The sequence below is a fragment of the uncultured Luteimonas sp. genome (assembly GCF_947492465.1).
Lineage (GTDB): Bacteria > Pseudomonadota > Gammaproteobacteria > Xanthomonadales > Xanthomonadaceae > Luteimonas.
This window is the reverse complement of sequence record NZ_CANLNF010000001.1, coordinates 21,826-47,313: the sequence shown is the minus strand read 5'-3', so window position 1 is coordinate 47,313 and position 25,488 is coordinate 21,826. Positions and strand designations below refer to the sequence as shown.

Genomic DNA, 25,488 nt, shown 5'->3' with positions numbered 1-25,488 from the left:
CTGCGCCAGCCGGCGCCGTGCAAGCCGTAACCGCGGGCGCGCAGGTCGCATCGGCAGGCGTCCCGGGCATCCGATGCTGCGCGGCGCCTGCAGTGGACGGGGCCATGCGGCAGAATGACGCCACGTTCTCGTGCGGAATTCCCCCGATGTCCACAGCCGCCCCGCTTTACGCCGACCACCTCGCCACCCTGCAGGCCCGTACCGCCACGGCGCTGGAGCGCGGCGGGTTCGACCACCTGGTGGTGCCCAGCGGCACCGCGCACTACCAGGTCTTCGACGACCGCGACTATCCCTACGCCGTCAACCCGCAGTTCAAGCACTGGCTGCCGCTGACCCGCAATCCGGGCAGCTGGATCGTCGCCACCCCCGGGCAGAAGCCGAAGCTGGTCTATCTGCAGCCGCGCGATTACTGGCACGTGGTGCCGCAGGCGCCGGAAGGCTACTGGGTCGAGCATTTCGACGTGGTGGTGATCCGCAGTGCGGACGACGCACTCAAGCACCTGCCGCGCAACGCGCAGCGCTGCGCGGTGCTGGGCGAAACCCAGAGCGCGCTCGGCAAGTACGGCGCGTTCCGTCCCAACAATCCGCAGCCGGTGCTCGACTATCTCGAGTACCACCGCGCGTTCAAGACGCCCTACGAGATCGAGATGCTGCGCGAGGCGACCCGCCGCGGCGTGCGCGCGCACCAGGCCGCCGAACGCGCGTTCCGCAGCGGCGCCAGCGAATTCGGCATCCACCTGTCGTACTGCCAGGCGGCGGGGCAAGACGCGGGCGAGCTGCCCTATTCCAACATCGTCGCGCTCAACGAGCATGGCGCGGTGTTGCACTACACCGAACTCGACCGCGTGCCGCCCAGGCCCGTGCGCAGCTTCCTGCTCGACGCAGGCGCCAGCCACGGCGGCTATGCCTGCGACATCACCCGCACGCACGCGTACGACACCGGCGGCGATTTCCAGGCCCTGGTCCGGGCGGTCGACCAGGCCGAGCAGGCGCTGTGCGCGCAGGTGCGTGCAGGGGTCGACTACCGGCAGCTGCACCTGGACGCGCACCTAGCGCTGGCCGGCATCCTCAAGGACGCGGGCATCATCACCGTGGCCGCCGAAGAGGCGGTGGCGACCGGCGTGAGCAGCGCCTTCTTCCCGCACGGCGTCGGCCATGGCCTGGGCCTGCAGGTGCACGACGTCGCGGGCTTCGCCGCCTCCGACCGCGGCGGCACGATCGCCAAGCCCGACGGCCATCCCTACCTGCGCCTGACCCGCACGCTGGAACCCGGATTCGTGGTCACGATCGAGCCGGGGATCTACTTCATCGACATGCTGCTGGAAGACCTCAAGGCCGCCGGCCGCGGCGCGAGCGTGGACTGGGACCGCGTCGAGGCGTTCCGCCCCTACGGCGGGATCCGCATCGAGGACAACGTGGTGTGCACGGACGCCGATCCGCTCAACCTGACGCGCGAGGCGTTCGCCGCCGGCTGATCCGCCGGCCATTGCCAACGGACGCAGCCGGCCGCGCAACGCGCCGGCTGCGCGCCGGTGCGCGATGACGTGCTGGCGGCGTCGACCGGGACGACCCTGGCGCATTGCATCCCGATGCTCGCGACCGCCCCGGGCACGGCCGGGTGTCGGGCGGCGTATCGTCACGCCAGCCCGCCACACCCCCGAAACCCCGGAATCCAGCGCCGGAATCCGCGGTTGCCGTACTGCAACATCGCCTGCCGCCAAAATCGGTAAGAATCGGTTCACCGGCCGGGCCGGTCGATCATCGCCGAGCCCCGCCCGGATTCCGAGTCTCTTCACGCTCCACTTTTCGGGGGAGGGTTCATGCTCGAGCAGTACGGATTGGCGCTGGCACTGGTGTGCGCAGCGGTGGCAATCGTCTACGGCATCATCCAGGCGCAGTGGATCAACCGGCAACCGGCCGGCAACGCGCGCATGCAGGAGATCGCAGGCGCGATCCAGGAAGGCGCGCGCGCCTACCTCAACCGCCAGTACCTGACCATCGGCATCGCCGGTGCGGTGCTGTTCGTGCTGGTGGGGGTCTTCCTCGACTGGTACACGGCGATCGGCTTCCTGCTGGGCGCGGTGCTGTCGGGCGCGGCCGGCTACATCGGCATGAACGTTTCGGTGCGCGCCAACGTGCGCACCGCCGAAGCCGCGCGCAGCGGCATCGGCCCGGCCATGGATGTCGCGTTCAAGGGCGGCGCGATTACCGGCATGCTGGTCGTGGGCCTTGGGCTGCTCGGCGTGGCCGGCTACTGGGCGGTGCTGAACTACGGGTTCGGCCTGCCGACCGGCGAGGTGCTGCACGCGCTGGTCGGCGTGGCCTTCGGCTCGTCGCTGATCTCGATCTTCGCACGCCTGGGTGGCGGCATCTTCACCAAGGGTGCGGACGTTGGCGCCGACCTGGTCGGCAAGGTCGAGGCCGGCATCCCCGAGGACGACCCGCGCAATCCCGCGGTGATCGCCGACAACGTGGGCGACAACGTCGGCGACTGCGCCGGCATGGCCGCCGACCTGTTCGAGACCTACGCGGTCACGGTGATCGCGACCATGCTGCTGGGCTACCTGATGGTCGCCGAGGTCGGCAGCAACGGCGTGCTGTACCCGCTGGTGCTGGGTGGCGTGTCGATCATCGCCTCGATCATCGGCGCCTTCTTCGTCAAGGTGAAGGCCGGCGGCTCGATCATGGGCGCCCTGTACAAGGGCGTGATCGTCTCGGGCGTGCTGGCGGCGATCGCCTACTTCCCGATCACCCGCGAGCTGATGGCCGACAACAGCCACGGCGCGATGAACCTGTACTGGTGCGCGCTGATCGGCCTGGCGCTGACCGGTGCGATCGTGTGGATCACCGAGTACTACACGGGCACGCAGTACGGGCCGGTACGGCACGTCGCGCAGGCGTCCACCACCGGCCACGGCACCAACATCATCGCCGGCCTGGGCGTGTCGATGAAGTCGACCGCGCTGCCGGTGGTGGCGGTGTGCGCGGCGATCTGGGCCTGCTTCGCGCTGGGCGGGCTGTACGGCATCGCCATCGCCGCCACCGCCATGCTGTCGATGGCCGGCATGATCGTGGCGCTCGATGCCTACGGCCCGATCACCGACAACGCCGGCGGCATCGCCGAGATGGCGGAACTGCCGCCGGAAGTGCGCGACGTGACCGACCCGCTCGACGCGGTCGGCAACACCACCAAGGCGGTGACCAAGGGCTATGCGATCGGTTCGGCCGCACTGGCGGCACTGGTGCTGTTCGCCGACTACACCCACAACCTCGAAGCAGCCAACCCCGGTGCCGTGTTCGCCTTCGACCTGTCCGACCACCGGGTCATCATCGGACTGCTGATCGGCGGCCTGATCCCGTACCTGTTCGGGGCGATGGCGATGGAGGCGGTGGGCCGCGCGGCGGGCAGCGTGGTGGAGGAAGTGCGCCGCCAGTTCCGCGAGATCCCCGGGATCATGCAGGGCACCGGCAAGCCGGACTACAGCCGCGCGGTCGACATGCTGACCCGGTCGGCGATCAAGGAAATGATCGTGCCGTCGCTGCTGCCGGTGGTGGTGCCGATCATCGTGGGCCTGCTGCTGGGGCCGGAGGCACTGGGCGGACTGCTGATCGGCACGATCGTGACCGGCCTGTTCGTCGCGATCTCGATGACCACCGGCGGCGGCGCCTGGGACAACGCCAAGAAGTACATCGAGGACGGCAACTTCGGCGGCAAGGGCTCGGAGGCGCACAAGGCCTCGGTCACCGGCGATACCGTCGGCGATCCCTACAAGGACACCGCCGGCCCGGCGATCAACCCGCTGATCAAGATCATCAACATCGTCGCGTTGCTGATGGTGCCGTTGCTGTAGCGGCCAACCCGTCCCGCAACGCGGGTCGGATGTGGAAGGGCGGCCCTGGGGCCGCCCTTCCCTTTTGGGTTCCCTCCTCGCACGCCAGCGCGGGCGCGGCAGACCGCGGACCGGGGCAACGGCCGGCCCGGAAGGCCGATCGTTTCTTTCCGTGGCCACCGGCACCACAATGGACCGGGTTCCCGCCGGCGCGCCCGCATGCGATTTCCCGCCCTTCTCCTGGCTGTCCTGCTTGCCCTGCCCGCATCGGCGGCGGAACCGGCCGTGGATGCGCCGCGGACCCCGGGCACGCTGCAGCCGGGCGAGTTCCTCTGGCATCCGGAAATCGCACCGCATGGCCCGATCGTGCTGGTCGTCAGCCTCGACGAGCAGCGCGCCTACGTGTATCGCAACGGCCTGGCGATCGGGGTGTCCACCATCAGTTCCGGCAAGGCCGGCAACGAAACGCCGACCGGCGTGTTCACCATCCTGCAGAAGAACGCCACGCACCGCTCCAACCTCTACAACGACGCGCCAATGCCCTACATGCAGCGGCTGACCTGGGACGGCATCGCCCTGCACGGTGGCGCCCTGCCCGGCCATCCGGCCTCGCACGGGTGCGTGCGGCTGCCGCTGGAGTTCGCCCGGCTGCTGTTCGCCGAGACCCGGCACGGCGACACGGTCGTGGTGGCCGATGCCAAGGCATTTCCGGCCAGCCTGGCGCATCCCTCGGTGCTGGCGCCGGTCGACAGCCGCGGCGGCGCTGCGCTGCCGGCCCAGGTGCCACCCGACGCCACCTGGGACGAGTCGGCCAGCCCGACCGGCCCGGTCAGCGTGCTGGTCAGCCTCGCCGACCGGCGCGTCGTGGTCCTGCGCGAGGGCATCGCCATCGGCGAGGCCTCGCTGCAGGTCGCCGACGGCTTCTCGATCGGCGGCACCGTGCTGATGGTGGCCGACCGGGCGCCCGCCGGCGGCGGCGAAGGCGGGCCGGACCCGTCGCAGCGCTGGTCCACCCACGCGATCCGCGGCCTCGACGCCGACGCCCTGGCCCTGCTGCAGCTGCGGCTGCGCGAGCGCCCGCTGCGGGTGGACGAGGCCTTTGCCGCCCATCTGCGCAGCCTGCTGGTACCGGGCACCACGGTGCTGCTGACCGACCTGCCCGCGGTGCGACCGGACCCCGCCGCACAGGCCCTGCAGCCGGTGCTGGAAGCCGGGGAAGCCGGGGACGCTGCGGCGCCCGGCACGTCCCGGCCACCGCAGCCCTAGCCGGCCCGGCGTTCAGGACGCCGCACGGAGCCCGCTGCTATCCTGCCGCCATGAGCCTTTTCCCGATCCGCAGCCTGCTCGTCGCAGCGCTGCTCGGCGGCTGCGCGCTCGCCGCCAGCGCACGGGCCGCCGGGCCGCAGGCCGACGCCCTGTTCGCCCGGCTTGCCCAGGCCGCCCCATCGCTGGACCGCGAGGTACTGTCGCTCGCCACGCGCGCGGTCGCCTGTTCGCGGCGCCAGCCCGGCAACCCGGGGGCGCCGTCCACGCTCAGCGTGATCGATTTTTCGCGCCCGTCCACCGAGCCGCGGCTGTGGGTGTTCGACCTGGCCAGCCATGACCTGCTGTTCGAGGAACTGGTGGCGCACGGTCGCAATACCGGCGGCAACCTGGCGACCGAGTTCTCGAACCGCTCTGGCAGCAACATGTCCAGCCTGGGCGCGTTCCGTACCGCGGAATCCTACGTCGGCGCCAACGGCTACTCGCTGCGCCTGGACGGCCTGGAACCCGGCTTCAACGACCTGGCGCGCGACCGCGCCATCGTCATCCACGGCGCGCCTTACGTCAGCCCGGGCATCGCCCGCGCGCAGGGACGGCTCGGACGCAGCCTGGGGTGCCCGGCGGTGCGGCCGGAGATCGCGCGCGACCTGATCGACCGCATCCGCGGCGGCTCGCTGGTCTTTGCCTACTATCCCGACAGCGACTGGCTGCAGCGCTCGCGCCTGCTCGACGGCGATTGCGGCGCCACGCGCCAGGCGAGCGCGGCCAGGGCCGCGCCAGGCGGCAGCTGAGGCCCGCGCCGCCGCGGCGTCAGTCCGCCGCGGTTTCGCCCGTCGCCAGGTCCCACCACGGCGTGCACAGCATCTGTTGGCGCGCGACCGCCGCGTCGTGCGCCTGCCACAGCGTGCCCGCTGCGACGTCCTGCGGCGAGAAGAAGCCGGCCTCGTCGAACGGGGCCACGCCCAGGCACCAGCGCAGCCGCCGCGGCGGCTGCGGCGTCGGGATCGAGAATTCGAATTCGCCCTCGAGCACGGCCCCGGGTGCAAGCTGCAGGGCCAGAGGCGTCGCGGGGACCGTCGGGCCGGTGAACCCGCCCGGCGCGAGATCGCGCGCGGCGTGGCGCAGCACGACGTCGCCGCCGTCGGCCTGGAACGTCGGCGCGCCGACCGCCCCCGCCACCAGCCGCCCCGACAGGACCGCCTGCCGGTCGCCGCGGTCGAAGACCGCCAGCGGCGCGTCGCCGGTGTTGTGCAGCCGGTAGCGCAGATGGATGGCGTCGGGCGCCGTGGCCGACATCGCCACGTCCAGGCGCGCGCCCTGCGCGTCGACATGGACGGTCGTCCTGGTGTTCTCGCTCATGCGATCGGTCCGGGTGGCGGCGGGGCCGGTGCGGCCCGGATCATCGTAGGCCGCAGCCGGGGAGCAGGCCAGCGTCAGCGCCAGCAGCCCGCCAGCGATCCGCCCGGGAACCGCATGCGCCCCAGGGGCCGGGGGGCGCGGCAAAAAAAGACGGGCAGCCGCGTGTACGCGGGCTGCCCGTCCCCTCCATCCCTGGAGCGCGTGATCGCGGCGTCCTGCCCCGATCACAACCGGTAGCTGGGCCGATCCGGCAGCCCGAGCTCCTCGCGCAGGCCGTTCTCGGTCAGGTGGTCGGGATTGGCCGTGGTGGGCGGCGTGGCGGGATCGCCGTCGAAGTCGAAGGCGGGCGCCGTGGTTTCCAGGCCCACCGCCTGTCGCTCGGAGTTGGAGATGCCGCGGTCGGCCACATCGGGGCCGCTGTAGTTGCCCGGCTGCAGCGAGCCGTTGACGAAGTTGTAGGCGTGCGACATCTCGTGGTACAGCACCACCACCGGCGCCGGGAACGCGTCCATGTGGAAGGACGGGTTGTAGCGGATGTCGGTCTGCACGCCCGGGCCGGCAACGCCGTTGGTGATCTGCACATCGGGCCAGGTCGCATCATCGTTGGCCGGCATCGCATAGCCGTTGTGCTCGTTCGACAGCTCCTTGATGGTGACCGTGTTGCCCTTCGACGCTGCGGTGGCATCGAACTCGGCGAGCATGCGCTGCCCGTTGGGCGAGCTGCGCAGGAATTCGAGTTCGGCCTCGACGCGCTGGACGAAGGCGTCCGACCCCTGCACCCGGATGCTGCTGCCAGCGGCCGCGTCGATCTCGACGTTGACCACGGTCGGGCGCGCGCCGGTGGCGGAATTGATCAGGTCGCCGATCTCGGCGTACACCGTGGTGCGGTCGCCGGCCCCTTCGATGGTGTCGCGGCCGGCGCCGGCATAGATGGCGCTGGCGCCGCTCGCGGCATGCAGGATGTCGTCGCCCAGGCCGCCGGACACCATGTCGCCGGCGCCGCGGCTGCGGATCGTGTCGTTGCCGGCGCCGCCCTCGAGGAAATTGCGGCCGGTGCCGCCGTCGATACTGTCGGCGCCATCGCCGCCGTGGACCACGTCGACGCCGCTGCCGCCCTGGATGACATCGTCGCCGCTGCCGCCGGCGATGTCGTTGCGGCCGCTGCCGGACAGGGTCGCGCGGTCGTTGCCGGCACCCGCGTCGATGCGGTTGTCGCCGCTGCCGGCGATGTCGACCTGGTCATCGCCGGCGCCGGTGTCGGCCACGATGTTCACGGTGACGTTGGCCGCGACCTCGATCACGTCGTCGCCGCCGCCGGTGCGCAGGGTCAGCTCCTGGCCCTCGGCCGTCTTCACGGCGAAGGATTCGCCGTTGACGCTCACGTCCAGGGTGCCGTCGTCGCGCTGGCTGACCCCGACGCGGTCGCTGGTGCCGCCGGTGGTGATCACCAGCTGGTCGGCGCTGACGTAGGTCTGGCCGCCGCCGGCATCGCCCAGGGTGCGCTCGCGCGCGATCTGCACGTCGCCGTCTCGGTGCAGCGTATCGACCTGGATGGTCTTGCCGTCCGGGGTCTGGCCCAGGCTGCGGTCGGCCGGATTGCTCCGGCTGCCGTCGATCTCGGTCGCGCCGGAACGCGGCAGCAGCGACATCAGCGGGGAGCGCTCGACCTGGCCGGGATCGACCGGATCCAGGTCCAGATCCCCAGGCGAGGCCAGCCGGTTGCTGTCCACTTCCGGGTTGTCCCAGTAGCTCTCGCTCTGCGGCAGGGCGGCGTCGGCAATCCGGGAAGCATCGGTGATCGACATCGGGGCATCTCGCTGGGGCGGGGGACGGACGCCATATGTACGCGGCCGTATGGATGGCGCACAGCTGGGGCGTACCCTGCCTCGGGCCGACCCTAGGACCCTGGATGGTGCCGGGGCGAGCAAGTTCTGCAATGCAGCATCGGTCGCGTAGAATTGCGTTTCCCCACCATGCGGGCTTTCGCCCGCGCCGCAGGAGTTGCCGTCCCATGGGTCTCGACCACGTCTCCACCGGGAAAAATCCCCCGGACGAAATCAACGTCATCATCGAGATCCCGAAGGACGCCGAGCCGGTGAAGTACGAGGTGGACAAGGAGAGCGGCGCGATCTTCGTCGACCGCGTGCTCTCCACGCCGATGCGCTATCCCTGCAACTACGGCTACGTGCCCCACACCCTGTGCGGCGATGGCGACCCGGCCGACGTGCTGGTGGTGCTGCCGCTGCCGCTGGTGCCAGGTTCGGTGATCCGCTGCCGCCCCGTGGGCGTGCTGAAGATGACCGACGAGGCCGGCAGCGACGAGAAGCTGCTGGCCGTGCCGGTGACCAAGGTGTTCCAGGGCTACGCCCACGTCGAGAACATCGACCAGGTGAGCACCCACTGGCTGGAGCGCATCGGCCACTTCTTCGAGCACTACAAGGACCTCGAGAAGGGCAAGTGGGTCAAGCTCGAGGGCTGGGGCGGGGCCGAGGAAGCGAAGAAGATCCTGGTCTACGCGATCGAGCGCCACAACGCGCAGCTGGCCGGCGCGGCGGCCTGATCCACGGCCGACGCGCGCCTACGGCGCGCTGTCGGGAGGCACGGGCGGGCGGATCGCCAGCCCGATCAGTCGCGACACCACCAGGGCGATGTACATCACCCCGGCGAACGCCTCCAGCATCACCAGCGCGCGCGCCGGCGGCCGGACCGGCAGGATGTCGGTCAGGCCCACGCCCGAGAGCGTGCTGAAGCTCAGGAACAGCAGTTCGGTCCAGGTGCGCGGCAGCTGCGCGTCGACCGCGGCCAGGAAGCTGCCCGGGAACCAGTACTGGCAGGCCGCGTAGGCAAAGGCGAAGCCCCACGCCAGCAGGGTGAAGGTCGCACCGGCGGCGTACAGCTCGTCGCTGGTGACCTTGTGGTCGCGGAGCATGTAGCCGATCAGCGCCAGGGCGGTATAGAAGTACAGCGCGCCTTCCAGCACGTAGGCATAGACCAGTACCTGCGGCCGACCGGCCAGTACCGACCACAGCGACAGCAGCACCGCCGGCCCCGCCAGGCACCAGGCAATGCGGTTGCTGGCCGCGCTGCGGTTGACCACCCACAGCGCCAGTATCAGCACCAGGATCCCGAACGCGCCGAACACTGCGCGCCCGGCCGCGGTGCCCTCCATCGCCGGATACAGCACCACGCCGGCGAGCTGGACCAGCAGCAGCCATCCCGAAGGATGGCGCCTGGCCGTCACCAGCAGGCGCAAGGACTGGAACGATGCCATCAGGCCGTCGCCGGGCGCGCGATGCGAGTGCGGTCAGCACCAGCGCCCCGGCGGACCTGCGTGGCGCTCATCCCGGAGCCCGGCAGGCCGTGCGGCTTACTGGGTCCAGCGGCCCGGGCCGGTGGACTCGGGCAGCACCTGCGCCGACAGGCGCCGGTCATGGTTGAGCAGCCGCACCGCGTCGGCCAGGATCGCCGCCGACTCGTGCAGGAGCGGATCCGGCCGCTTCTCCGCCGCCTTCTCGCGGGCCGCGTCTTCGGCCACGTCGCGCTCGCTGGCCTGCAGTCCGTCGTCGGTGCTGCTGTCGGCCAGCGGGTCGAGGGCCAGGCCAAGCGCCTTGCGCTCCTCCTGGCGGCGGGCGCGCTTGGCTTCGTCGCGGTCGCGTTCGGCGCGCCGCTCGGCTTCGTTGAGCGAGACGTACTTCTTCTCGCGTTCGGCCCGGAATTCGGCCACGTCCTCCGACCACCAGCGGAACTCGTGGTCGCTCGCCACGCGCTGCTTGTGCAGGACCTGCAGCTTGGGCAGCAGCGGCGCGAAGTCGCCATAGCGCTGGTGCGGCACGGCCGCGATCTGGCGCCATTCCAGCGCGTTGTCGTAGGTGCTTTCGCCGAACTCGCTGGCGTCGACCGTCACCGGGAACGCCAGGTCGGGCACGACGCCGCGATTCTGCGTGCTGCTGCCACCGGGCAGGAAGAACTGCGCGATGGTCAGCTTGACGTGCCCGTAGCGGTCGCCCTCGGATGCCGGCCAGCGGTCCAGCGGCACGATGTTCTGCACCGTGCCCTTGCCGAACGAGGTCTCGCCGATGACCAGGCCGCGACCGTAGTCCTGGATCGCGCCGGCGAAGATCTCCGACGCCGAGGCCGAGCCGCGGTTGATCAGGACCGCCAGCGGCCCGTCCCAGGACACGCCCGCGGTGCGGTCGCTTTCCACGCTGACGCGGCCGCCGGATTCGCGCACCTGCACCACCGGGCCCTTGTCGATGAACAGCCCGGTCAGCTCGATCGCCTCGTTGAGCGACCCGCCGCCGTTGCTGCGCAGGTCCAGCACCACGCCATCGATGCCGTCGGCGCGGAACTCCCCCAGCAGCCGGGCGACGTCGCGGGTGGCCGAGGTGTACTCGCCATTGCGGGTGCGCCGGCCTTCGAAATCCTGGTAGAACGCGGGCAGCTTGATCACGCCGATGCGCTTCTCGGCACCGCCCTCGACCGCAGGCAGGGTGATGACCTCGGACTTGGCCGCCTGTTCCTCGAGCTTGATGCGGGCGCGGGTGAGCACGACGCGCACCGGGGTGCTGTCCAGCGTCGCCTCGCCGGGAATCACGTCCAGCCGCACCTGGGTCTCCTTGGGACCCTTGATCTTCTCCACCACGTCATCCAGGCGCCAGCCCACCACGTCCTCCATCGGCCCGCTGGTGCCCTGGCCGACGCCGACGATGCGGTCGCCGGCCTTGAACTTGCCGCTGAGCGCGGCCGGCCCGCCGGCGATGAGTTCGCGGATCACCACCACGTCGTCCTGCTTCTGCAGCTGCGCGCCGATGCCTTCCAGCGACAGCGACATGCTCTGCGTGAACAGCTTCGCGGTGCGCGGGCTCATGTAGTCGGTATGCGGATCGACCGTCGAGGTATAGGCGTTGAGGAAGGTCTGGAACGCATCCTCCTGCTTGAGCGCGGCGACGTTGTTGGCCAGGTTGAGGTAGCGCCGGTCGAGAGTCTTGCGGATCTCGTCGGGCGCCTTGCCGGCGAGCTTGAGCCGCAGCCAGTCGTTGCGCACAGACTGCTTCCACAGCGCGTCGAGCGTGGCGGCATCGCCGGCCCACGCCGCTTCCTCGCGGTCGTACTCCCAGCGGTCGTCGCCGGTGAAATCGAAGATGTCCTGTTCGAGCAGGTCGCGCGCGTAGGCGACGCGGTCGGCCACGCGCTGCTTGTAGACGGCGAAGATCGTGTACGCCGGCTCGAGGTTGCCGCTGCGCACGTTCTCGCCCATCGCCGGCCGGTAGGCCTCGAAGCGGGCGATGTCGGCAGCGGTGAAGAACAGCTTGGAGCCGTCCAGCGCCTCGAGGTAGTGGTCGAAGATCTCGGCCGACATGGTCGCGTCGAGCGGCCGCGGCCGATAGGCATAGCGGCTGTCCGACAGCAGTCCGTAGACCAGCTTGGAGGTGGTGGCCTGCTCGGCGGTGGGCGCGCCGGGCAGCGCATCGCCCTCGCTGCGCGCCATCAGCCCCAGCGGCACGGCCAGCGCCAGGGCGATCAGGGTGACGGAAGCGATGCGGTTCAATTTCATCGGGAACGATCCTGGTGTGCGGTCCGTGTGCGCTGCGCACACGATGCCGCCATGTTCTGACCCCGCGCCAGTGCACAAAGTTGCGCGGCGCGGTCCACTCTATCGGGCAGGGCTGCAGGCAACGTGAACGCGGGCCTGCGTCGACGGATCCGGCATGCCGGCCCGCCAGTCGCGGCCAAACCTTGCGTGAAGAGGCACGCGCGGCGCCGCCTCAGGCGGCCACGCCGGCCTCTTTCGCCTGGCGGTCGGCGTGGTAGGACGAGCGTACCAGCGGCCCGGACGCCACGTGGCTGAAGCCCAGCGACATCCCGTAATCCTCCAGCGCCTTGAACTCGTCCGGCGTCCAGTAGCGCAGCACCGGATGGTGGTGCGGGGACGGCTGCAGGTACTGGCCGATGGTGACCATCTCCACGTCGTGCGCGCGCAGGTCGCGCAGGGTGCCCTGCACCTGCTCCATGGTTTCGCCCAGGCCGAGCATGATCCCCGACTTGGTTGGCACCCCGGGATGCTGCGCCTTGAACTTCTGCAGCAGGGTCAGCGACCACTGGTAGTCCGCACCGGGGCGCACGTTGCGGTACAGCTCCGGCACGGTCTCGACGTTGTGGTTGAACACGTCCGGCGGCGCGGTGGCCAGGATCTCCAGCGCGCGCTCCATGCGGCCGCGGCCGCGGAAATCGGGGGTGAGGATCTCGATGCGGATCGCCGGCGACTGCGCGCGCACCGCCTCGATGCAGTCGACGAAATGCTGGGCGCCGCCGTCGCGCAGGTCGTCGCGGTCCACCGAGGTGATGACCACGTACTTCAGGCCCATGTCGGCGATGGTGTTGGCCAGGTTCAGCGGCTCGGACGCGTCCGGCGGCTTGGGCCGCCCATGGGCCACGTCGCAGAACGAGCAGCGCCGCGTGCAGACCTCGCCCAGGATCATGAAGGTCGCGGTGCCGTGGCCGAAGCATTCGTGGATGTTCGGGCAGCTGGCTTCCTCGCACACCGTGACCAGGCGGTTCTTGCGCAGCTTCGACTTGAGCGCCGCGACCGCGCCGTTGGACGGGATCCGCACGCGGATCCAGGACGGCTTCCTCAGCACGGGGGCGTCCACGAACTCCACCGGCGAGCGCGCGATCTTGTCGCCGGCCAGCTGCTTGGCGCCCGCCTCCAGCGGCGCGGAAGCGGCCTGCTGCACAACCTGCAGGGGGATGGAGCGCGGGCTCGACTCGGACATGACGGCTCAGGCGGCTCGGGCCGCGGCGGTGGGAAGGGGGTTGGCCAGGTCGGGCGCGGGCGCCGCACGCAGCGCCAGCCCGAACTGCCGGGCCAGTTCGTCCAGCAGGACGGGCTTGACCGCGTCCATGCCCGACGGACCGCCCAAGTCTAGCATCGAGGTCACCTGCAGCCCGGCGTAGCCGCAGGGATTGATGCGCCCGAACGGCTCCAGGTCCATGGCGATGTTGAAGGCCAGGCCGTGGAAGGTGCGGCCGTGGCGCACGCGGATGCCGAGGGCGGCGACCTTGGCATCGCCCACGTACACGCCCGGTGCGCCCTCGCGCCGCGCGCCGAGGATGTTCCACTCCAGCAGCGTGTCGATCAGCGCCTGCTCGATGCGGCACACGTAGTCGCGCACGCCCAGGCCCAGCCGGCGGATGTCGAGCAGCGGATAGACCACGATCTGGCCAGGCCCGTGGTAGGTCACCTGGCCGCCGCGATCGACGTGGACCACCGGGATCGCGCCCGGTGCCAGCACGTGCTCGGGCTTGCCGGCCTGGCCGAGGGTGAACACCGGATCGTGCTCGACCACCCACAGTTCATCCATCGAATCCGCATCGCGGGCGTCGGTGAAACGCTGCATTGCACGCCACACCGGCTCATAGGGCTGGCGGCCGAGGTCGCGGACCAGGCATCCGCTGGCTGCATGAGCCGTCGCGGGACTGGCGCTGGCGGCCACGGTGTCGCTCACCGCGGCGCCCCGCCCCGGCATGCCCCCGCGCGCGCGGGGCGGTGCAGGGACGTCACAGCGTCCATTTCACCTCGGGATGGTTGCGCAGGGCGGCGTGCGCAGCCTCGTACTGGGCGCGATCGCCGGCGCGAAAGCTAAGTTTCACCGAGACGAAGCGGCCGCCGCTGCTTTCGCGCCACTGGATGGATTCTTCCAGTACGGTCAGGCCGGCTTCGGTGAGCAGGCGCGGGATTTCGCCCTCCAGCCCGACGCCAGCCGGCCCCATCGCGGTGATCTCGAACACGCCCGGGAACTGGAAGCCGTGTTCAGGGTTGTCGGATTTGATTTCCATCCGCCGATTATGGGGGCGCGACGCGCGATCCCAAACCGGCGGCCCGAACGCGAAACGGCCGCCTCGCGGCGGCCGTCTGCGTCTTCAGGCGGGATGCGGCTTCAGCGCGACAGCTGCAGCAGGCTCGAGGACACCCAGCCCTTGTTGCCCAGTTCGTCCTCGACTTCCCACATCACGCCCTGCTTGGCGCCGGTGGGATACAGCATCATGCCCACGTCGAGGTCGCGCACCACGCCCTTGCCGTCGGCACCGGTGAACAGGCGCGCGGGCTTGGTGACGGTCACCGCCTGCTGTGCGTTGGCCGCCGAGGCGTCCTCGGGCAGGCCGCCGAGCTGGGCGACCAGGTCGGTGTAGGCCTGCAGGTAGGCCAGGGTGATGACCTGGCCGAGTTCGGTGTTGGCGTAGCCGCCGACGCCCGCGGCGCCCAGGCCGCTGCCGCCGAACAGGCCGCCGCCCGCGCCCCAGCCGATGTCGGTCTTCTTTGCATGGCCTTCGGCCATCGCGACCTGCTCGGACGAACGCACGTCGGTGACGGTCAGCACCACGTCGGCAGTCTTGCTCTTGAAGTTCAGCCCGCCGACGAGCGCGCCTGCGCGGCCGCCGATCAGTCCCCCCAGCAGGCCGCCCACGGCATTGCCGCCGGCGTTGCTGTTGGCGCCGATCAGGTCGGGCACCATCACGTAGTCGGCCGCCTTGATCTGGCCCTTGCCGATGTTGGAGCGGTTGCGCAGCTCGCCGTCGGCGCCCAGATCGCGCTCACGCATCGCCGCGCCGAGGCCTGCACCGCGATCGACCAGGGTGAAACAGCGCGACTTGTTGACGAACACCTTGATCAGGCGCGACGGCGCGGGCAGCTGCTGGCCGCTCCACCAGTGCACGCCGTCCTCGGGTTCGATCACCGAGATGGCGCCCAGCGGCTGTGCGCACACCGGGATCTGCGCCACCTGTTCCTGCCGCCGCTCCTGCGCGCTCTGGCGCTGGGCCAGCGCCGGCGTGGCCACGGCCAGCATGGCCACCGTCGAAAGCGCGGCCGCAACGGCGCGCCTGCCATTGAATACGGACATCGAGTCTCCCCTTATCCCTGAAGTTGTCTGTGCGGGCGCGCATCGGCGCACCCGTTCCCCACGCGTGCAGATGCATCCTGCATCGCACGCGCCGGGATCTTAGCAGACACGTTGTCCGTGACAGGGAGCGGACAACCGGGCCCGGGAATCCGCGCCCAGCCCTCGACCGCGTGGGATCAGACCGACTTCCACCACATCAGGAATTCGTGCCACAGACGCTTGAAGAAGCCCGCCTCCTCCACCGCCTGCAGCGCCACCAGCGGACGCTCGGCCACGACCTTGCCGTCCAGGGTCACACGCACCTTGCCGATGGCCTGGCCCTTGGTGATCGGCGCCACCAGGGTCTCGGGCACGTCCATCGACGGCTTGAGCTGGTCGTACTTGCCGCGCGGCAGGCTGACCAGCAGCGGCGCGGCCACGCCCAGCTGCACTTCGTCCACCGCGCCCTTCCACACCTTCTGCGTGGAGACCGCGTTGGAGGCGTCGTACAGGCGGTGGGTCTCGTGGAAACGGAAACCCCAGTTGAGCAGCGCCAGCGAATCGGTGGCGCGCTGCGCCTCGCCGCTGGACCCCATCACCACCGAGATCAGGCGCTGGTCGCCGCGCTTGGCCGAGGCCATCAGGCAGTAGCCGGCCGCGGAGTGATGGCCGGTCTTGATGCCGTCGACGCTGGAGTCTCGCCACAGCAGCAGGTTGCGGTTGCGCTGGGTGATCGGCCCGACCGTGAACTCCTTGATCGCGTTGTAGCTGTACTCCTCGGGGAAGTCGCGCACCATCGCGCGGCCAAGCAGGGCCAGGTCGCGCGGGGTCGAGTAGTGCTCGGGCTCGGACAGGCCGTGCGAGTTGACGAAGTTGGAATTGGTCATGCCGATGCGCTTGGCGTAGGCGTTCATCAGCGCGGCGAAGGCGTCCTCGCTGCCGGCGACATGCTCGGCCAGGGCGATCGCGGCGTCGTTGCCCGACTGGACCACCATGCCCTTTTCCATTTCCAGCAGCGGCGCGGTCTGGTTGACCGGGAAGCCGCTGTAGCTGCCGTCGGTGCCGGCGCCGCCCTTGCGCCAGGCGTTCTCGGTCATCATCACCTGGTCGTCGGCCTTGACCTTGCCGGCCTTCATCTCGGCCGCGATCACGTAGCTGGTCAGCACCTTGGTGATGCTGGCCGGCTCGACCCGTTCATCGACGTTCTCGCCGGCCAGGATCTGGCCGCTGGCGTAGTCCATCAGCAGCCAGGCGTTGCCGGTCACCGCCGGCGGCGGCGGGGTCGGCAGCGCGTCGCTCAGGGCCGCGGCCGGTGCCGCCTGTGCGGGCCGTGGCGTCTCCTGGGCGGTCGCCAGGCCGACGACGAGCAGGGCGGCCAGCGCGGCCACGGCGATGCGACGGGTCAGGAAAGCGGATTTCATCGGGTAGCGGACTCCGGTGTGCCGGACATCCCTGGCCGGACGGGAACATGGACGGTCGCGGGCGCGGCCCTGCGACGAAAGTCGGACAGTCTACTCGCGAACGATCTGCGGCATGCCCAGCCCCAGACCGGACACGCGCGAGGAAAGTTCGGCCAGCGCCACCGCGGCAACGGGGCCCACGCGCAGCCGCCACAGCCGCCGGTCGGCCACCGTGACGTCCTGCAGGTGGGCGGCGTCGATGCCGGCGCGCTGCAGCGCGGCCAGCGCGCGCTCGGCGTTGTCGCGGACCGAGAACACCCCGACCTGCAGGGTGACGTCGTCCTCGCCCGTGGCGGCTGGCGCCGGCGCGGAGGCCACGGTCGCAGTGGGCGGGACCGCGGGAGTCGCTGGCGCAGCTGCGACCGGCGCAGCAGCGCCCGGCGAAGCGGCGGCGGCGCGCTCGGCGTCCATGCGCGCCTGGCGTTCGCGCATCCAGGTATCGAATTCGTCGGCGCTGCGAACGCGGCCGTCCTCGGCCACCAGGCGGAAGCGGTTCTCGGCGCGCCCGTAACCGGGATGGTCGGCCAGGCGCGAACTGGCGGCCGCGGCGACCTGCGCAGCCGCGGGCGGGGTCGGGGCCGGGGCGGGCGCGGCAGGCTGCGGCGGCGCGGATGGCGGCCGGAGCGGGTCCGGAGCGACGGCCTGCGCTGCCGCGGGCGCCTGCGGCAGCCCGCCCACCAGCCGGTCGAGTCCGCTGGGGGCGACAGCGGGCGCGGGCGCCGCGGCAGGCGCGGCCGCCGTCTGCACCGCTCCGACGTCGCCCGGCCGCAATGCCCGCACTTCCACCCGCCCGGTGCCGCGGCGGTGGATGTCGAGCTTGACCGCGGCCGCGTAGCTCAGGTCGATCACCCGCCCCTCGTGGAACGGGCCGCGATCGTTGACCCGCACCACCACGCTGCGGCCGTTGTCCAGGTTGGTCACCCGCGCGAAGCTCGGCAGCGGCAGCGACTTGTGCGCGGCGGTGAACGCGTACATGTCGTAGACCTCCTGGTTGGAGGTGCGGCGTCCATGGAACTTGTTGCCGTAGTACGAGGCCACGCCCGTTTCGACGAAGCCGTCGGTCGACTCCAGCACGCGATAGGACCTGCCCAGCACGCTGTAGGGCGAGCGGTTGCCGTAGGCCGAACGCGGCTCGGCGACCACGGACGGCTCGGGAATGCAGGCCACGTTGGGCAGGTAGTCGGGCGTGGTGTCCTTCACTCCCGGCTTGTACAGGCCACCGGCGACGTAGTCGCCGCGGCTGCCCGGGTCCTCCTGCGCGGCCGGGTACGGCGTGAAGCCGCGGCAGTCCGGCGCGGGCCCGGTATCGGCGACCGGCGGCCGCTGCGAGGGCGTCGCCGCGGAGGGCTTGTTGCGGGTGCCGGCGCAACCGGCCAGCAGCAGCACCAGCGCCAGCAGCAGCCACCGGTTCACTGCGCCGGTCCCGCCCCGGCGCGGATCGCCTGCGCCAGCTGGTACACCGACAGCGAATACATCGGCGAACGGTTGTAGCGGGTGATCACGTAGAAGTTGCGATACGCCAGCCAGTACTCCGGGCCCGCATCGCCCTCGAGCGTGAGCAGGGTCGCGCCTTCGGCCACCGGTTCGCCCGGCAGCGGGGTGTAGCCGCGCTTGGCCAGGTTGGCCAGCGGGTAGACCGGCTCCCGGTTGTCGGGAACGAAATCCTCCGCCCCCGGGGCGCGCGCCGCGCGCGCCACCACCGGCGCGCCGCGTTCCCAGCCGTGCACCACGAAGTAGTTGGCGATCGAGGCGAACACGTCCGGCAGGTGGGTGAGCAGGTCGCGGCGACCGTCGCCATCGCCGTCCTTCGCCCACAGCCGGTAGCTCGACGGCATGAACTGTCCCAGCCCCATCGCCCCGGCATAGCTGCCCTTGAGCGCGAGCAGGTCCAGCTGCGGCTCTTCCTTCTTCAGCGCGAACAGCTGCGCCAGCTCGCCGGCGAAGAACGGCGCGCGCTTGGGATAGTCGAAGGCCAGCGTGTACAGCGCGTCGACCACGCGGAAGCTGCCGGTCACCCGTCCATAGCTGGTTTCCACGCCGATGATCGCGACGATGATCTCGGCCGGCACGCCGGTCTGCGCGGACACGCGATCGAGCGCGGCGCGGTGGGCGTTGTAGAACGCGACGCCGCCACCGATGCGGGCATCGTTGAGGAAGATCGGCCGGTACTCGTGCCACTTGCGCACGGCTTCGGCAGGGCGGTTCATCGCGTCGATGATGTTGTGCCGCACCTGCGCCTGCGCCAGCACCTCGCGGATCTGGCCGCGGTCCACGCCATAGGTGGAGGCGGTGTAGTCGACGAAGGCATCGATGCGCTGCGCGCGCGGGATCGCCGGATCCGTGACCGCGGGCGGCGCCACCGGCCGCTCCGGCGGCTGCGGCACCTTCGGCAGCAGGCCCTCGCCGGAGACCGGCTTCGCCGGCGCCTCGGGCTCGATCGCGGGCGGGGCCGGCGTCGCGGCCTCGACATTCGCGGAGGAAGGTGCCGGTGTCGCGCAGGCGCACAGGGCGACAGGCAACAGGCAGACGGCAAGACGGACAGCGCGTGCTCGGATCATCGGCGCGAGCGTAGCACGCAGCCCCCGGCGCGAAGATTTGCAGAGCATGAACGACGGCTGCATCCCATCGCGCAGCCGGCGGTGATGCCGCTGCCGATGCGCGCCGTTTCGGCAGGCGCGAACCGCGCGCGCCAGACACCCACCACTTCGCTCAGCGCTTGCCCTGGCCGTGTGCGCCGACCGCCATCACCACGCCCATGCCCGCCAGCAGCGACACCGCCGCGGTGCCGCCGAAACTGAGCAGCGGCATCGGCACGCCCACCACCGGCAGCAGGCCCGAGATCATGCCGCCGTTGACCACCACGTAGACCGACAGCGCCAGCCCGAAGCTGCCCGCCACGATCCGCGCGAAGGGTTCGCGCGCGCCCGCGGCGATCCACAGGCAGCGACCGATGACGAACGCGTACAGCGCCAGCACCGTGGCCACGCCCAGCCAGCCGAACTCCTCGGCGAGCACCGCGAAGATGAAGTCGGTGGTGTGTTCGGGCACGTAGTTCAGGTGCGACTGGGTGCCCTCGCCCCAGCCCTGCCCGGTGGCGCCGCCCGAACCGATCGCGATCTTGGACTGGATGATGTTCCAGCCCGCGCCCAGCGGGTCGTTCTGCGGATCGCGGAAGGTCAGGATCCGGTCCTGCTGGTAGGGCCGCAGGAACGAGAACCAGCCGATCGGGGCGAACAGCGCCAGCCCGGCGACGGTCGCGGCCCCCGCGCCTGCGATGACGAACCACCAGGCCGACAGGCCTGCCAGGTACAGCGCGAACACGCCGCTGGCGGCGACTAGCATCGCCGTGCCGAAGTCCGGCTGCAGCAGGATCAGGCCGGTCGGGACGCCGATGATGGCCACCGTCGAGAGCAGCACGCCGGGGCGCGGCGGCGGCGCGCTCTGGGCCAGCATCCAGGCGGCCATCATCGGCAGGCTCAGCTTCATCAGCTCGGCCGGCTGGAAATAGAACACGCCCAGGTTGATCCAGTGCGCGCCGCTGCGCCCGGTGCCGACGAACAGCACGACCAGCAGCGGCAGCAGCGACACGGCGTAGAAGGCGGGCGTGGCGCGGCGCAGCGGCGCCGGCGGCACCCGCGACAGCAGCCACATCACCCCCAGTCCGACCACGTAGCGCGCGCCCTGCGACTGCACCAGCGCCAGGTTCTGTCCGCCCGCGCTGTGCAGCACCGCCAGGCCGATGCCCATCAGCGCCAGCAGCGCACCCAGCAGCGGCCAGTCGAGCGTGCGCACGAAGCGCGCGACGAGGTCCAGCAGCCAGCGCAGGATGGTGTTCATGCGGAAGGCCGGGATTGGGGATTCGGGATTCGGGAGTCGGACAGCGGGGTTTGGCGCAGGGCAGCCGGCGGGCCGGATCCGGTCGTCACGTTGCCGAAATCAGGCTGTGCCTGCTCGCCAGGCGACCCGATTCCCGATTCCCCATTCCCGATTCCCGGCTCCTCGGGCATCACCCCCAGCAGCCAGGCGTCGAACACCTTGCGCGCGATCGGCGCGGCGGCGCTGCCGCCGTAGCCGCCGCCTTCCACCGCGATCGCGACCGCGATGGTCGGCGCATCGGCCGGAGCGAAGCCGATGAACAGGGCGCGGTGGCGCAGGTGCAGCGGCAGGCTGCGCGGATCGACCGCGCCCGTGCCGCGCCGGCTGATCACCTGCGCGGTGCCGGTCTTGCCGGCCATCAGGTAGCCCGCGCCGCTGGCCACGCGCCAGCCGGTGCCGCCGGGCTGCATGGTGTCCATCATCCCCAGGCGCACCACCTCGACGTTTTCGGGATTCGGGCTGATCGGGACCGGCGGCGGCTGCGGCACGTCGGTCCAGTCGGCCTCGAAGCCGGCGCGGGTCTGCGCCACCAGGTGCGGACGGCGCAGCATGCCGCCGGCCAGGCCGGCGCTGGCGCGCGCCAGCTGCAGCGGCGTCACCTTCCAGTCGCCCTGGCCGATGCTGGCGTTGACCGTATCGCCCGGATACCAGCGCTCGCCGCGCGCGATCCGCTTGGCCTCGGGCGAAGGCAGGATGCCGTCGATCTCACCGATCAGGTCGATGCCGGTGGGCGCGCCGAAACCGTAGTGGCGCATGTACTGGGCGAAGCGTTCGATGCCCATGTCGAGCGCCAGCCGGTAGTAGTAGGTGTTGACCGAGGCGGAGATCGACTTGCGCAGGTCGGTCCAGCCGTGGCCGCCGCGGCTAGCATCGCCCCAGCCGCGGCTGGTGCCGGGCAGGTAGAACATGCCGGTCGACAGCACCCGGTCCTCGGGCTTGCGCACGCCGCTGTCCAGCCCGGCCAGGGCCAGCAGCGGCTTGAGCGTCGAACCCGGCGCCACGCCGCCCAGCACCAGACGGTTGAACAGCGGCCGCGACGGGTCGTCCATCAACTGCCGGTAGTCGGTGGTGGAAATGCCGTTGACGAACAGGTTCGGGTCGAACGCCGGCAGGCTCACCATCGCCAGCACTTCTCCGCTACGCGGATCGAGCGCGATCGCCGCGCCCTCCTGCTCGCCGAACGCGGTCACCATCGCCTGCTGCAGGTCGAGGTCGATCCCCAGCCGCAGGTCGGCGCCGGCCTGCGCCGGCACCATGCCGATGCGGCGCAGCGCGCGCCCCTCGACGTTGGTCTCGACCTGCGCGTAGCCGATGCGGCCGCGCAGCTGTTCGTCGTAGGCGCGCTCCAGGCCGGTGCGCCCGGTGTGCGGGAACAGGATCTGGTCGCGGCCGTAGCGCGCCACGTCGTTCTCGTCGGTGCGGCCGACGTAGCCGATCACGTGCGCGAACAGTTCGCCATGCAGGTAACGCCGGTTGAGGTAGGGCACCACCTCGACGCCGGGGAAACGCCAGCGGTCGACCGCGAAGCGGGCCACCTCCTCGTCGCTCACCCGCGCCTTGAGGGTGATCGAACGGAAACTGCGGGTCGCCTTGCGCGCCACCTCGAAACGCGCGATCTCCTCCGGCGTCAGCGTCACCACCTGCGAAAGCGCTTCGAGCATGCGCGGGATGTCGCCGGCATCCTCGGGCGTGACGTCGATCCGGTAGGCCGGCACGTTGTCGGCCAGCAGCCGGCCATTGCGGTCGTAGATCAGCCCGCGCGCCGGCACCACCGGATGCGGCTTGATCCGGTTGGCCTCGGACAGGCGCGCGTACTCGTCGTGGTCGACCACCTGCAGCCGGAAATACCAGCCCGCCAGGCCCAGCAGGCCCAGCAGCACCAGGCCGAAACCGACCAGTGCGCGCAACCGGAACTGGGCGGCTTCGGCCGAGGCGTTCCGGATGCGCTGGCGGCGCTCGCGCATCAGCGCGGCCTCCGCACCTGCCGCAGGGCGTCGAAGCCGAGGAACAGCGGCACCCACAGGGCCATGCCGACCAGCGGCGCGATCCAGTACAGCCAGGGGTACTGCGGCAATCCCAGCACCAGGTGCAGCGCCGCGGCCACCACCCGGTCGTTGAGCAGCAGGCCGCCGATCGACAGCGCCTGCTGCGGCAACGGAAAGAAGCGCAACTGGGTGCGGAAGCGCTGCAGGATGAAGGCCATGATCACCAGCCGCAGCGCCTGCTCGCCCAGCAGCGCGCCGAAGGTCAGGTCAGCGAGCAGCCCGGCGGCGAACGCCAGGCCCAGGCCGGCGCGTTCGGGTTCCTCGATCACCCAGTAGGCGACCACCAGCGCCAGCCAGTACGGCCGCAGGCCCTGCACCATGGCCGGCAGCGGCAGCAGGCCGAGCACGAGCGCGGCCAGTACGCTCACCGGCAGCAGCCACAGGCGCCCGCGACGGTTCATCGGCGAGTCTCCGCGGCCGGCGCCGGGGTGGATGCGGGGGCCTGCACGCGCCGGGCGTCGTCGGGTCCGGGTGGCCGCGCGGGCACCGCGTCTTCGCGCGGCGCAGCCGGCGCCGTGTCCGCGGCGCCGGCTTCCGGTGCATGCACGCCTTCGCCAGCGCCGGGCGCCGTCGCATCGACGCTGCCCGCGGCGACCACGCCGGCCGCGGCCGGGGGCCGTCCTTCGCGCAGCAGCAGCACGTCGCGCCCGCGATCGAGCTGCGCGGACGGTTCCAGTTCGCCGATCAGGAAGGCGTGGCTGTCGTCCGGCCGCAGGTCGACCAGGGTGCCGACCGGGAAACCCGGCGGGAAGCGCCCACCCAGGCCCGAGGTCACCACCACGTCGCCCGCCTTCACGTCGCTGGACACCGGGATGTTGCGCACTTCCAGCCGGTCGCTGCGGCCGATGCCGTAGGCCACCAGGCGCACGCCAGTGCGCGAGATCGAAACCGGCACCGCATGGTCGAGGTCGGTGAGCAGGAGCACCGTCGCGGTGCCGGGGGTGACGGCGATGATCTGCCCGACCAGGCCGCCGGCATCGATCACGCTCTGGCCCTGGCGCACGCCGTCGTTGCTGCCGGCGTTGAGCAGCAGGCGCTGGCGCGAAGGATCCAGGTCCACGTCCAGGATCGGCGCCAGCTGCACGTCCAGGCCGTGGCGCGTGGCCGCGCCGAGCAGGCCGCGCAGGCGCGCGTTCTCCTCGGCCTCGACCTGCAGCCGCGCCTGTCGCGCGCCCATCACCAGCAGTTCGTTGCGCAGGCGGCGGTTGTCGTCGGCCAGCAGCGAGCGCGTCACCGCGTCCTCGCGCACGGTCTGGCCGAGCCGCGACGGCAGGCCGGCCAGCTGCCACAGCGGTTGCACCGCGACGCTGGCGGTCGACCGCGCGCGATCGAGCCAGCCGCCGCGATGGTCGAGCACGATCAACACCACCGACATCGCCAGGAACGCCAGCAACCGCAGCGTCCCGGCGACGTCGCCGGGTCGTTGGGCAGCCGGGCTGGCGAAGGAGGACACGTTAGGGACCGGGCTTCGGGAGTCGGAAATCGGGAATGGGCGAAGCGTCGATCACAGCCGGCCGGCGCTGGCCGCATGCCGCGAAACGACGATGAGAAGCGATGGTTCGCAAAGGCAGGGGTCAGGGTGCGCCGCTTCGGATGGGCACCTGCGTCCCTTCGATCCAGGCACCAGGCGATCCAGTCGCGCTACCACCCCGCCGATTCCCCGCTCCATCACTCCGACGCGAAGAACTCGTTGCCGTGCAGGTCAAGCAGCTCCAGCGCGCGGCCGCCGCCGCGGGCCACGCAGGTCAGCGGGTCGTCCGCGACCTGCACGTGCAGGCCGGTTTCCTCGCTGATCAGGCGGTCCAGGTCGCGCAGCAGCGCGCCGCCGCCGGTGAGCACGATGCCGCGCTCGGCGACGTCCGCGCACAGTTCCGGCGGGGTCTGCTCCAGCGCCTGGCGCACCGCGGCGACGATGCCCGACAGCGGCTCGCGCAGCGCGTCGAGCACCTCGCTGGAGGTGATCGACACCACCTTCGGCACGCCCTCGGCCAGGTGCCGGCCCGAGATCTCCATCGACGCCACCTTCTCCTGCGGATAGGCGCAGCCGAGCTCGATCTTGATCTTCTCGGCGGTGCTTTCGCCGATCAGCATGCCGTGGTTGCGGCGCACGTAGTTGATGATCGACTCGTCGAAGCGGTCGCCGCCGATGCGCGCGGACTGCGAATAGACGATGCCGTTGAGCGCGATCACCGCCACCTCGGTGGTGCCGCCGCCGACGTCGACCACCATCGAGCCGCGCGCCTCGGTGACCGGCATGCCGGCGCCGATCGCCGCGGCCATGGGTTCCTCGATCAGCGAGACGTCGCGCGCGCCGGCCTCCATCGCCGAGTCGCGGATCGCGCGCTTCTCCACCTGGGTCGAGCCGGCCGGCACGCAGATCAGCACCCGCGGGCTGGGGCGCAGGAAACGGCTCTTGTGCACCTTGCGGATGAAATGCTTGAGCATCTCCTCGGTATAGGTGAAGTCGGCGATCACGCCATCCTTCATCGGCCGGTGGGTGGTGATGTTGCCGGGGGTCCGGCCGAGCATCATCTTGGCCTCGCTGCCCACCGCCGCCACCGCCTTCTGGCCGCCGCTGCGGTCCTGGCGCACGGCCACCACCGAGGGCTCGTTCAGGACGATGCCCTGTCCGCGGACGAAGATCAGGGTATTGGCCGTGCCCAGGTCGATGGACAGGTCGTTGGAGAACATGCCGCGGAACTTCTTGAACATCGGGGGACGAATCCGTCTCGGGCTGGCGCACAGGGGCCGCTAGCCTAGCAAAAAAGCGCATTCC

The 25,488-nt window shown here is 71.0% G+C and carries 21 protein-coding genes; 5 read left to right on the top strand and 16 right to left on the bottom strand.

Translation table 11 applies throughout. The annotated features are described in order from the left end of the window. The first annotated feature begins 146 nt into the window (after nt 1-146). The 4 genes from pepQ (at nt 147) to Q0863_RS00200 (ending at nt 5,884) form a co-directional block, all read left to right on the top strand. Nucleotides 147-1,475 (top strand): Xaa-Pro dipeptidase, encoded by a 1,329-nt coding sequence (pepQ, locus tag Q0863_RS00215; RefSeq protein ID WP_298573553.1) that lies wholly within the window; start codon nt 147-149, stop codon nt 1,473-1,475. Nucleotides 1,476-1,820: 345 nt separating this feature from the next. Beyond that, on the top strand, nt 1,821-3,851 hold the full coding sequence (locus Q0863_RS00210; protein ID WP_298573552.1) for a sodium-translocating pyrophosphatase: 2,031 nt from the start codon (nt 1,821-1,823) through the stop codon (nt 3,849-3,851). Between the two features lie 198 nt (nt 3,852-4,049). Continuing rightward, nucleotides 4,050-5,096: a L,D-transpeptidase gene (locus tag Q0863_RS00205; protein ID WP_298573551.1), complete on the top strand. Its 1,047-nt coding sequence runs from the start codon at nt 4,050-4,052 to the stop codon at nt 5,094-5,096. Between the two features lie 50 nt (nt 5,097-5,146). Continuing rightward, complete coding sequence (locus tag Q0863_RS00200; RefSeq protein ID WP_298573550.1) at nt 5,147-5,884, top strand: murein L,D-transpeptidase catalytic domain family protein; 738 nt, start codon at nt 5,147-5,149, stop codon at nt 5,882-5,884. Nucleotides 5,885-5,903: 19 nt separating this feature from the next. Here the strand turns inward: Q0863_RS00200 and Q0863_RS00195 are convergent, their stop codons facing one another. Together Q0863_RS00195 and Q0863_RS00190 are read right to left on the bottom strand one after the other, a co-directional pair. Beyond that, nucleotides 5,904-6,452 (bottom strand): hypothetical protein, encoded by a 549-nt coding sequence (locus tag Q0863_RS00195; protein ID WP_298573549.1) that lies wholly within the window; start codon nt 6,450-6,452, stop codon nt 5,904-5,906. A 224-nt stretch (nt 6,453-6,676) separates the two neighbouring features. Further along, nucleotides 6,677-8,257, bottom strand: a complete 1,581-nt coding sequence (locus Q0863_RS00190) for a M91 family zinc metallopeptidase (protein WP_298573548.1) — start codon at nt 8,255-8,257, stop codon at nt 6,677-6,679. Between the two features lie 206 nt (nt 8,258-8,463). On the opposite strand from Q0863_RS00190, the gene ppa reads away from it, so the two are divergent. Beyond that, a complete protein-coding gene (ppa, locus tag Q0863_RS00185; RefSeq protein WP_298573547.1) occupies nt 8,464-9,012 on the top strand; it encodes an inorganic diphosphatase in 549 nt (182 codons plus the stop codon). 18 nt (nt 9,013-9,030) lie between these two features. Here the strand turns inward: ppa and Q0863_RS00180 are convergent, their stop codons facing one another. The 14 genes from Q0863_RS00180 to Q0863_RS00115 all read right to left on the bottom strand — a co-directional run bounded on the left by Q0863_RS00180 (nt 9,031) and on the right by Q0863_RS00115 (nt 25,424). Continuing rightward, a complete protein-coding gene (locus tag Q0863_RS00180; RefSeq protein WP_298573546.1) occupies nt 9,031-9,723 on the bottom strand; it encodes an ion channel in 693 nt (230 codons plus the stop codon). 96 nt (nt 9,724-9,819) lie between these two features. Continuing rightward, a complete protein-coding gene (locus Q0863_RS00175; protein WP_298573545.1) occupies nt 9,820-12,006 on the bottom strand; it encodes a carboxy terminal-processing peptidase in 2,187 nt (728 codons plus the stop codon). Nucleotides 12,007-12,217: 211 nt separating this feature from the next. Continuing rightward, a complete protein-coding gene (gene lipA, locus Q0863_RS00170; RefSeq protein ID WP_298573544.1) occupies nt 12,218-13,225 on the bottom strand; it encodes a lipoyl synthase in 1,008 nt (335 codons plus the stop codon). A 6-nt stretch (nt 13,226-13,231) separates the two neighbouring features. Next, on the bottom strand, nt 13,232-13,945 hold the full coding sequence (gene lipB, locus Q0863_RS00165) for a lipoyl(octanoyl) transferase LipB (protein WP_298575774.1): 714 nt from the start codon (nt 13,943-13,945) through the stop codon (nt 13,232-13,234). Nucleotides 13,946-14,009: 64 nt separating this feature from the next. Continuing rightward, complete coding sequence (locus tag Q0863_RS00160; RefSeq protein WP_298573543.1) at nt 14,010-14,288, bottom strand: DUF493 family protein; 279 nt, start codon at nt 14,286-14,288, stop codon at nt 14,010-14,012. 101 nt (nt 14,289-14,389) lie between these two features. After that, nucleotides 14,390-15,352: a CsgG/HfaB family protein gene (locus Q0863_RS00155; RefSeq protein ID WP_298573542.1), complete on the bottom strand. Its 963-nt coding sequence runs from the start codon at nt 15,350-15,352 to the stop codon at nt 14,390-14,392. Between the two features lie 176 nt (nt 15,353-15,528). Then, on the bottom strand, nt 15,529-16,752 hold the full coding sequence (locus tag Q0863_RS00150; protein ID WP_298573541.1) for a D-alanyl-D-alanine carboxypeptidase family protein: 1,224 nt from the start codon (nt 16,750-16,752) through the stop codon (nt 15,529-15,531). A 90-nt stretch (nt 16,753-16,842) separates the two neighbouring features. After that, nucleotides 16,843-18,204, bottom strand: coding sequence for a septal ring lytic transglycosylase RlpA family protein (locus Q0863_RS00145; RefSeq protein WP_298573540.1), 1,362 nt, complete (start codon nt 18,202-18,204; stop codon nt 16,843-16,845). Next, complete coding sequence (mltB, locus tag Q0863_RS00140; RefSeq protein WP_298573539.1) at nt 18,201-19,349, bottom strand: lytic murein transglycosylase B; 1,149 nt, start codon at nt 19,347-19,349, stop codon at nt 18,201-18,203. The genes Q0863_RS00145 and mltB overlap by 4 nt, the downstream gene beginning before the upstream one ends. A gap of 151 nt (nt 19,350-19,500) precedes the next feature. After that, nucleotides 19,501-20,628 (bottom strand): rod shape-determining protein RodA, encoded by a 1,128-nt coding sequence (gene rodA, locus Q0863_RS00135; RefSeq protein WP_298573538.1) that lies wholly within the window; start codon nt 20,626-20,628, stop codon nt 19,501-19,503. Continuing rightward, nucleotides 20,625-22,631: a penicillin-binding protein 2 gene (mrdA, locus tag Q0863_RS00130; RefSeq protein WP_298573537.1), complete on the bottom strand. Its 2,007-nt coding sequence runs from the start codon at nt 22,629-22,631 to the stop codon at nt 20,625-20,627. The genes rodA and mrdA overlap by 4 nt, the downstream gene beginning before the upstream one ends. Next, entirely contained in the window at nt 22,631-23,113 is a 483-nt protein-coding gene (gene mreD / locus Q0863_RS00125) for a rod shape-determining protein MreD (RefSeq protein WP_298573536.1), read from the bottom strand. Before mreD ends, mrdA begins: the two co-directional genes overlap by 1 nt. Continuing rightward, nucleotides 23,110-24,165, bottom strand: coding sequence for a rod shape-determining protein MreC (gene mreC / locus Q0863_RS00120; protein ID WP_345780500.1), 1,056 nt, complete (start codon nt 24,163-24,165; stop codon nt 23,110-23,112). Before mreC ends, mreD begins: the two co-directional genes overlap by 4 nt. A gap of 215 nt (nt 24,166-24,380) precedes the next feature. Further along, complete coding sequence (locus Q0863_RS00115; protein ID WP_298573535.1) at nt 24,381-25,424, bottom strand: rod shape-determining protein; 1,044 nt, start codon at nt 25,422-25,424, stop codon at nt 24,381-24,383. Nucleotides 25,425-25,488: the final 64 nt, after the last annotated feature.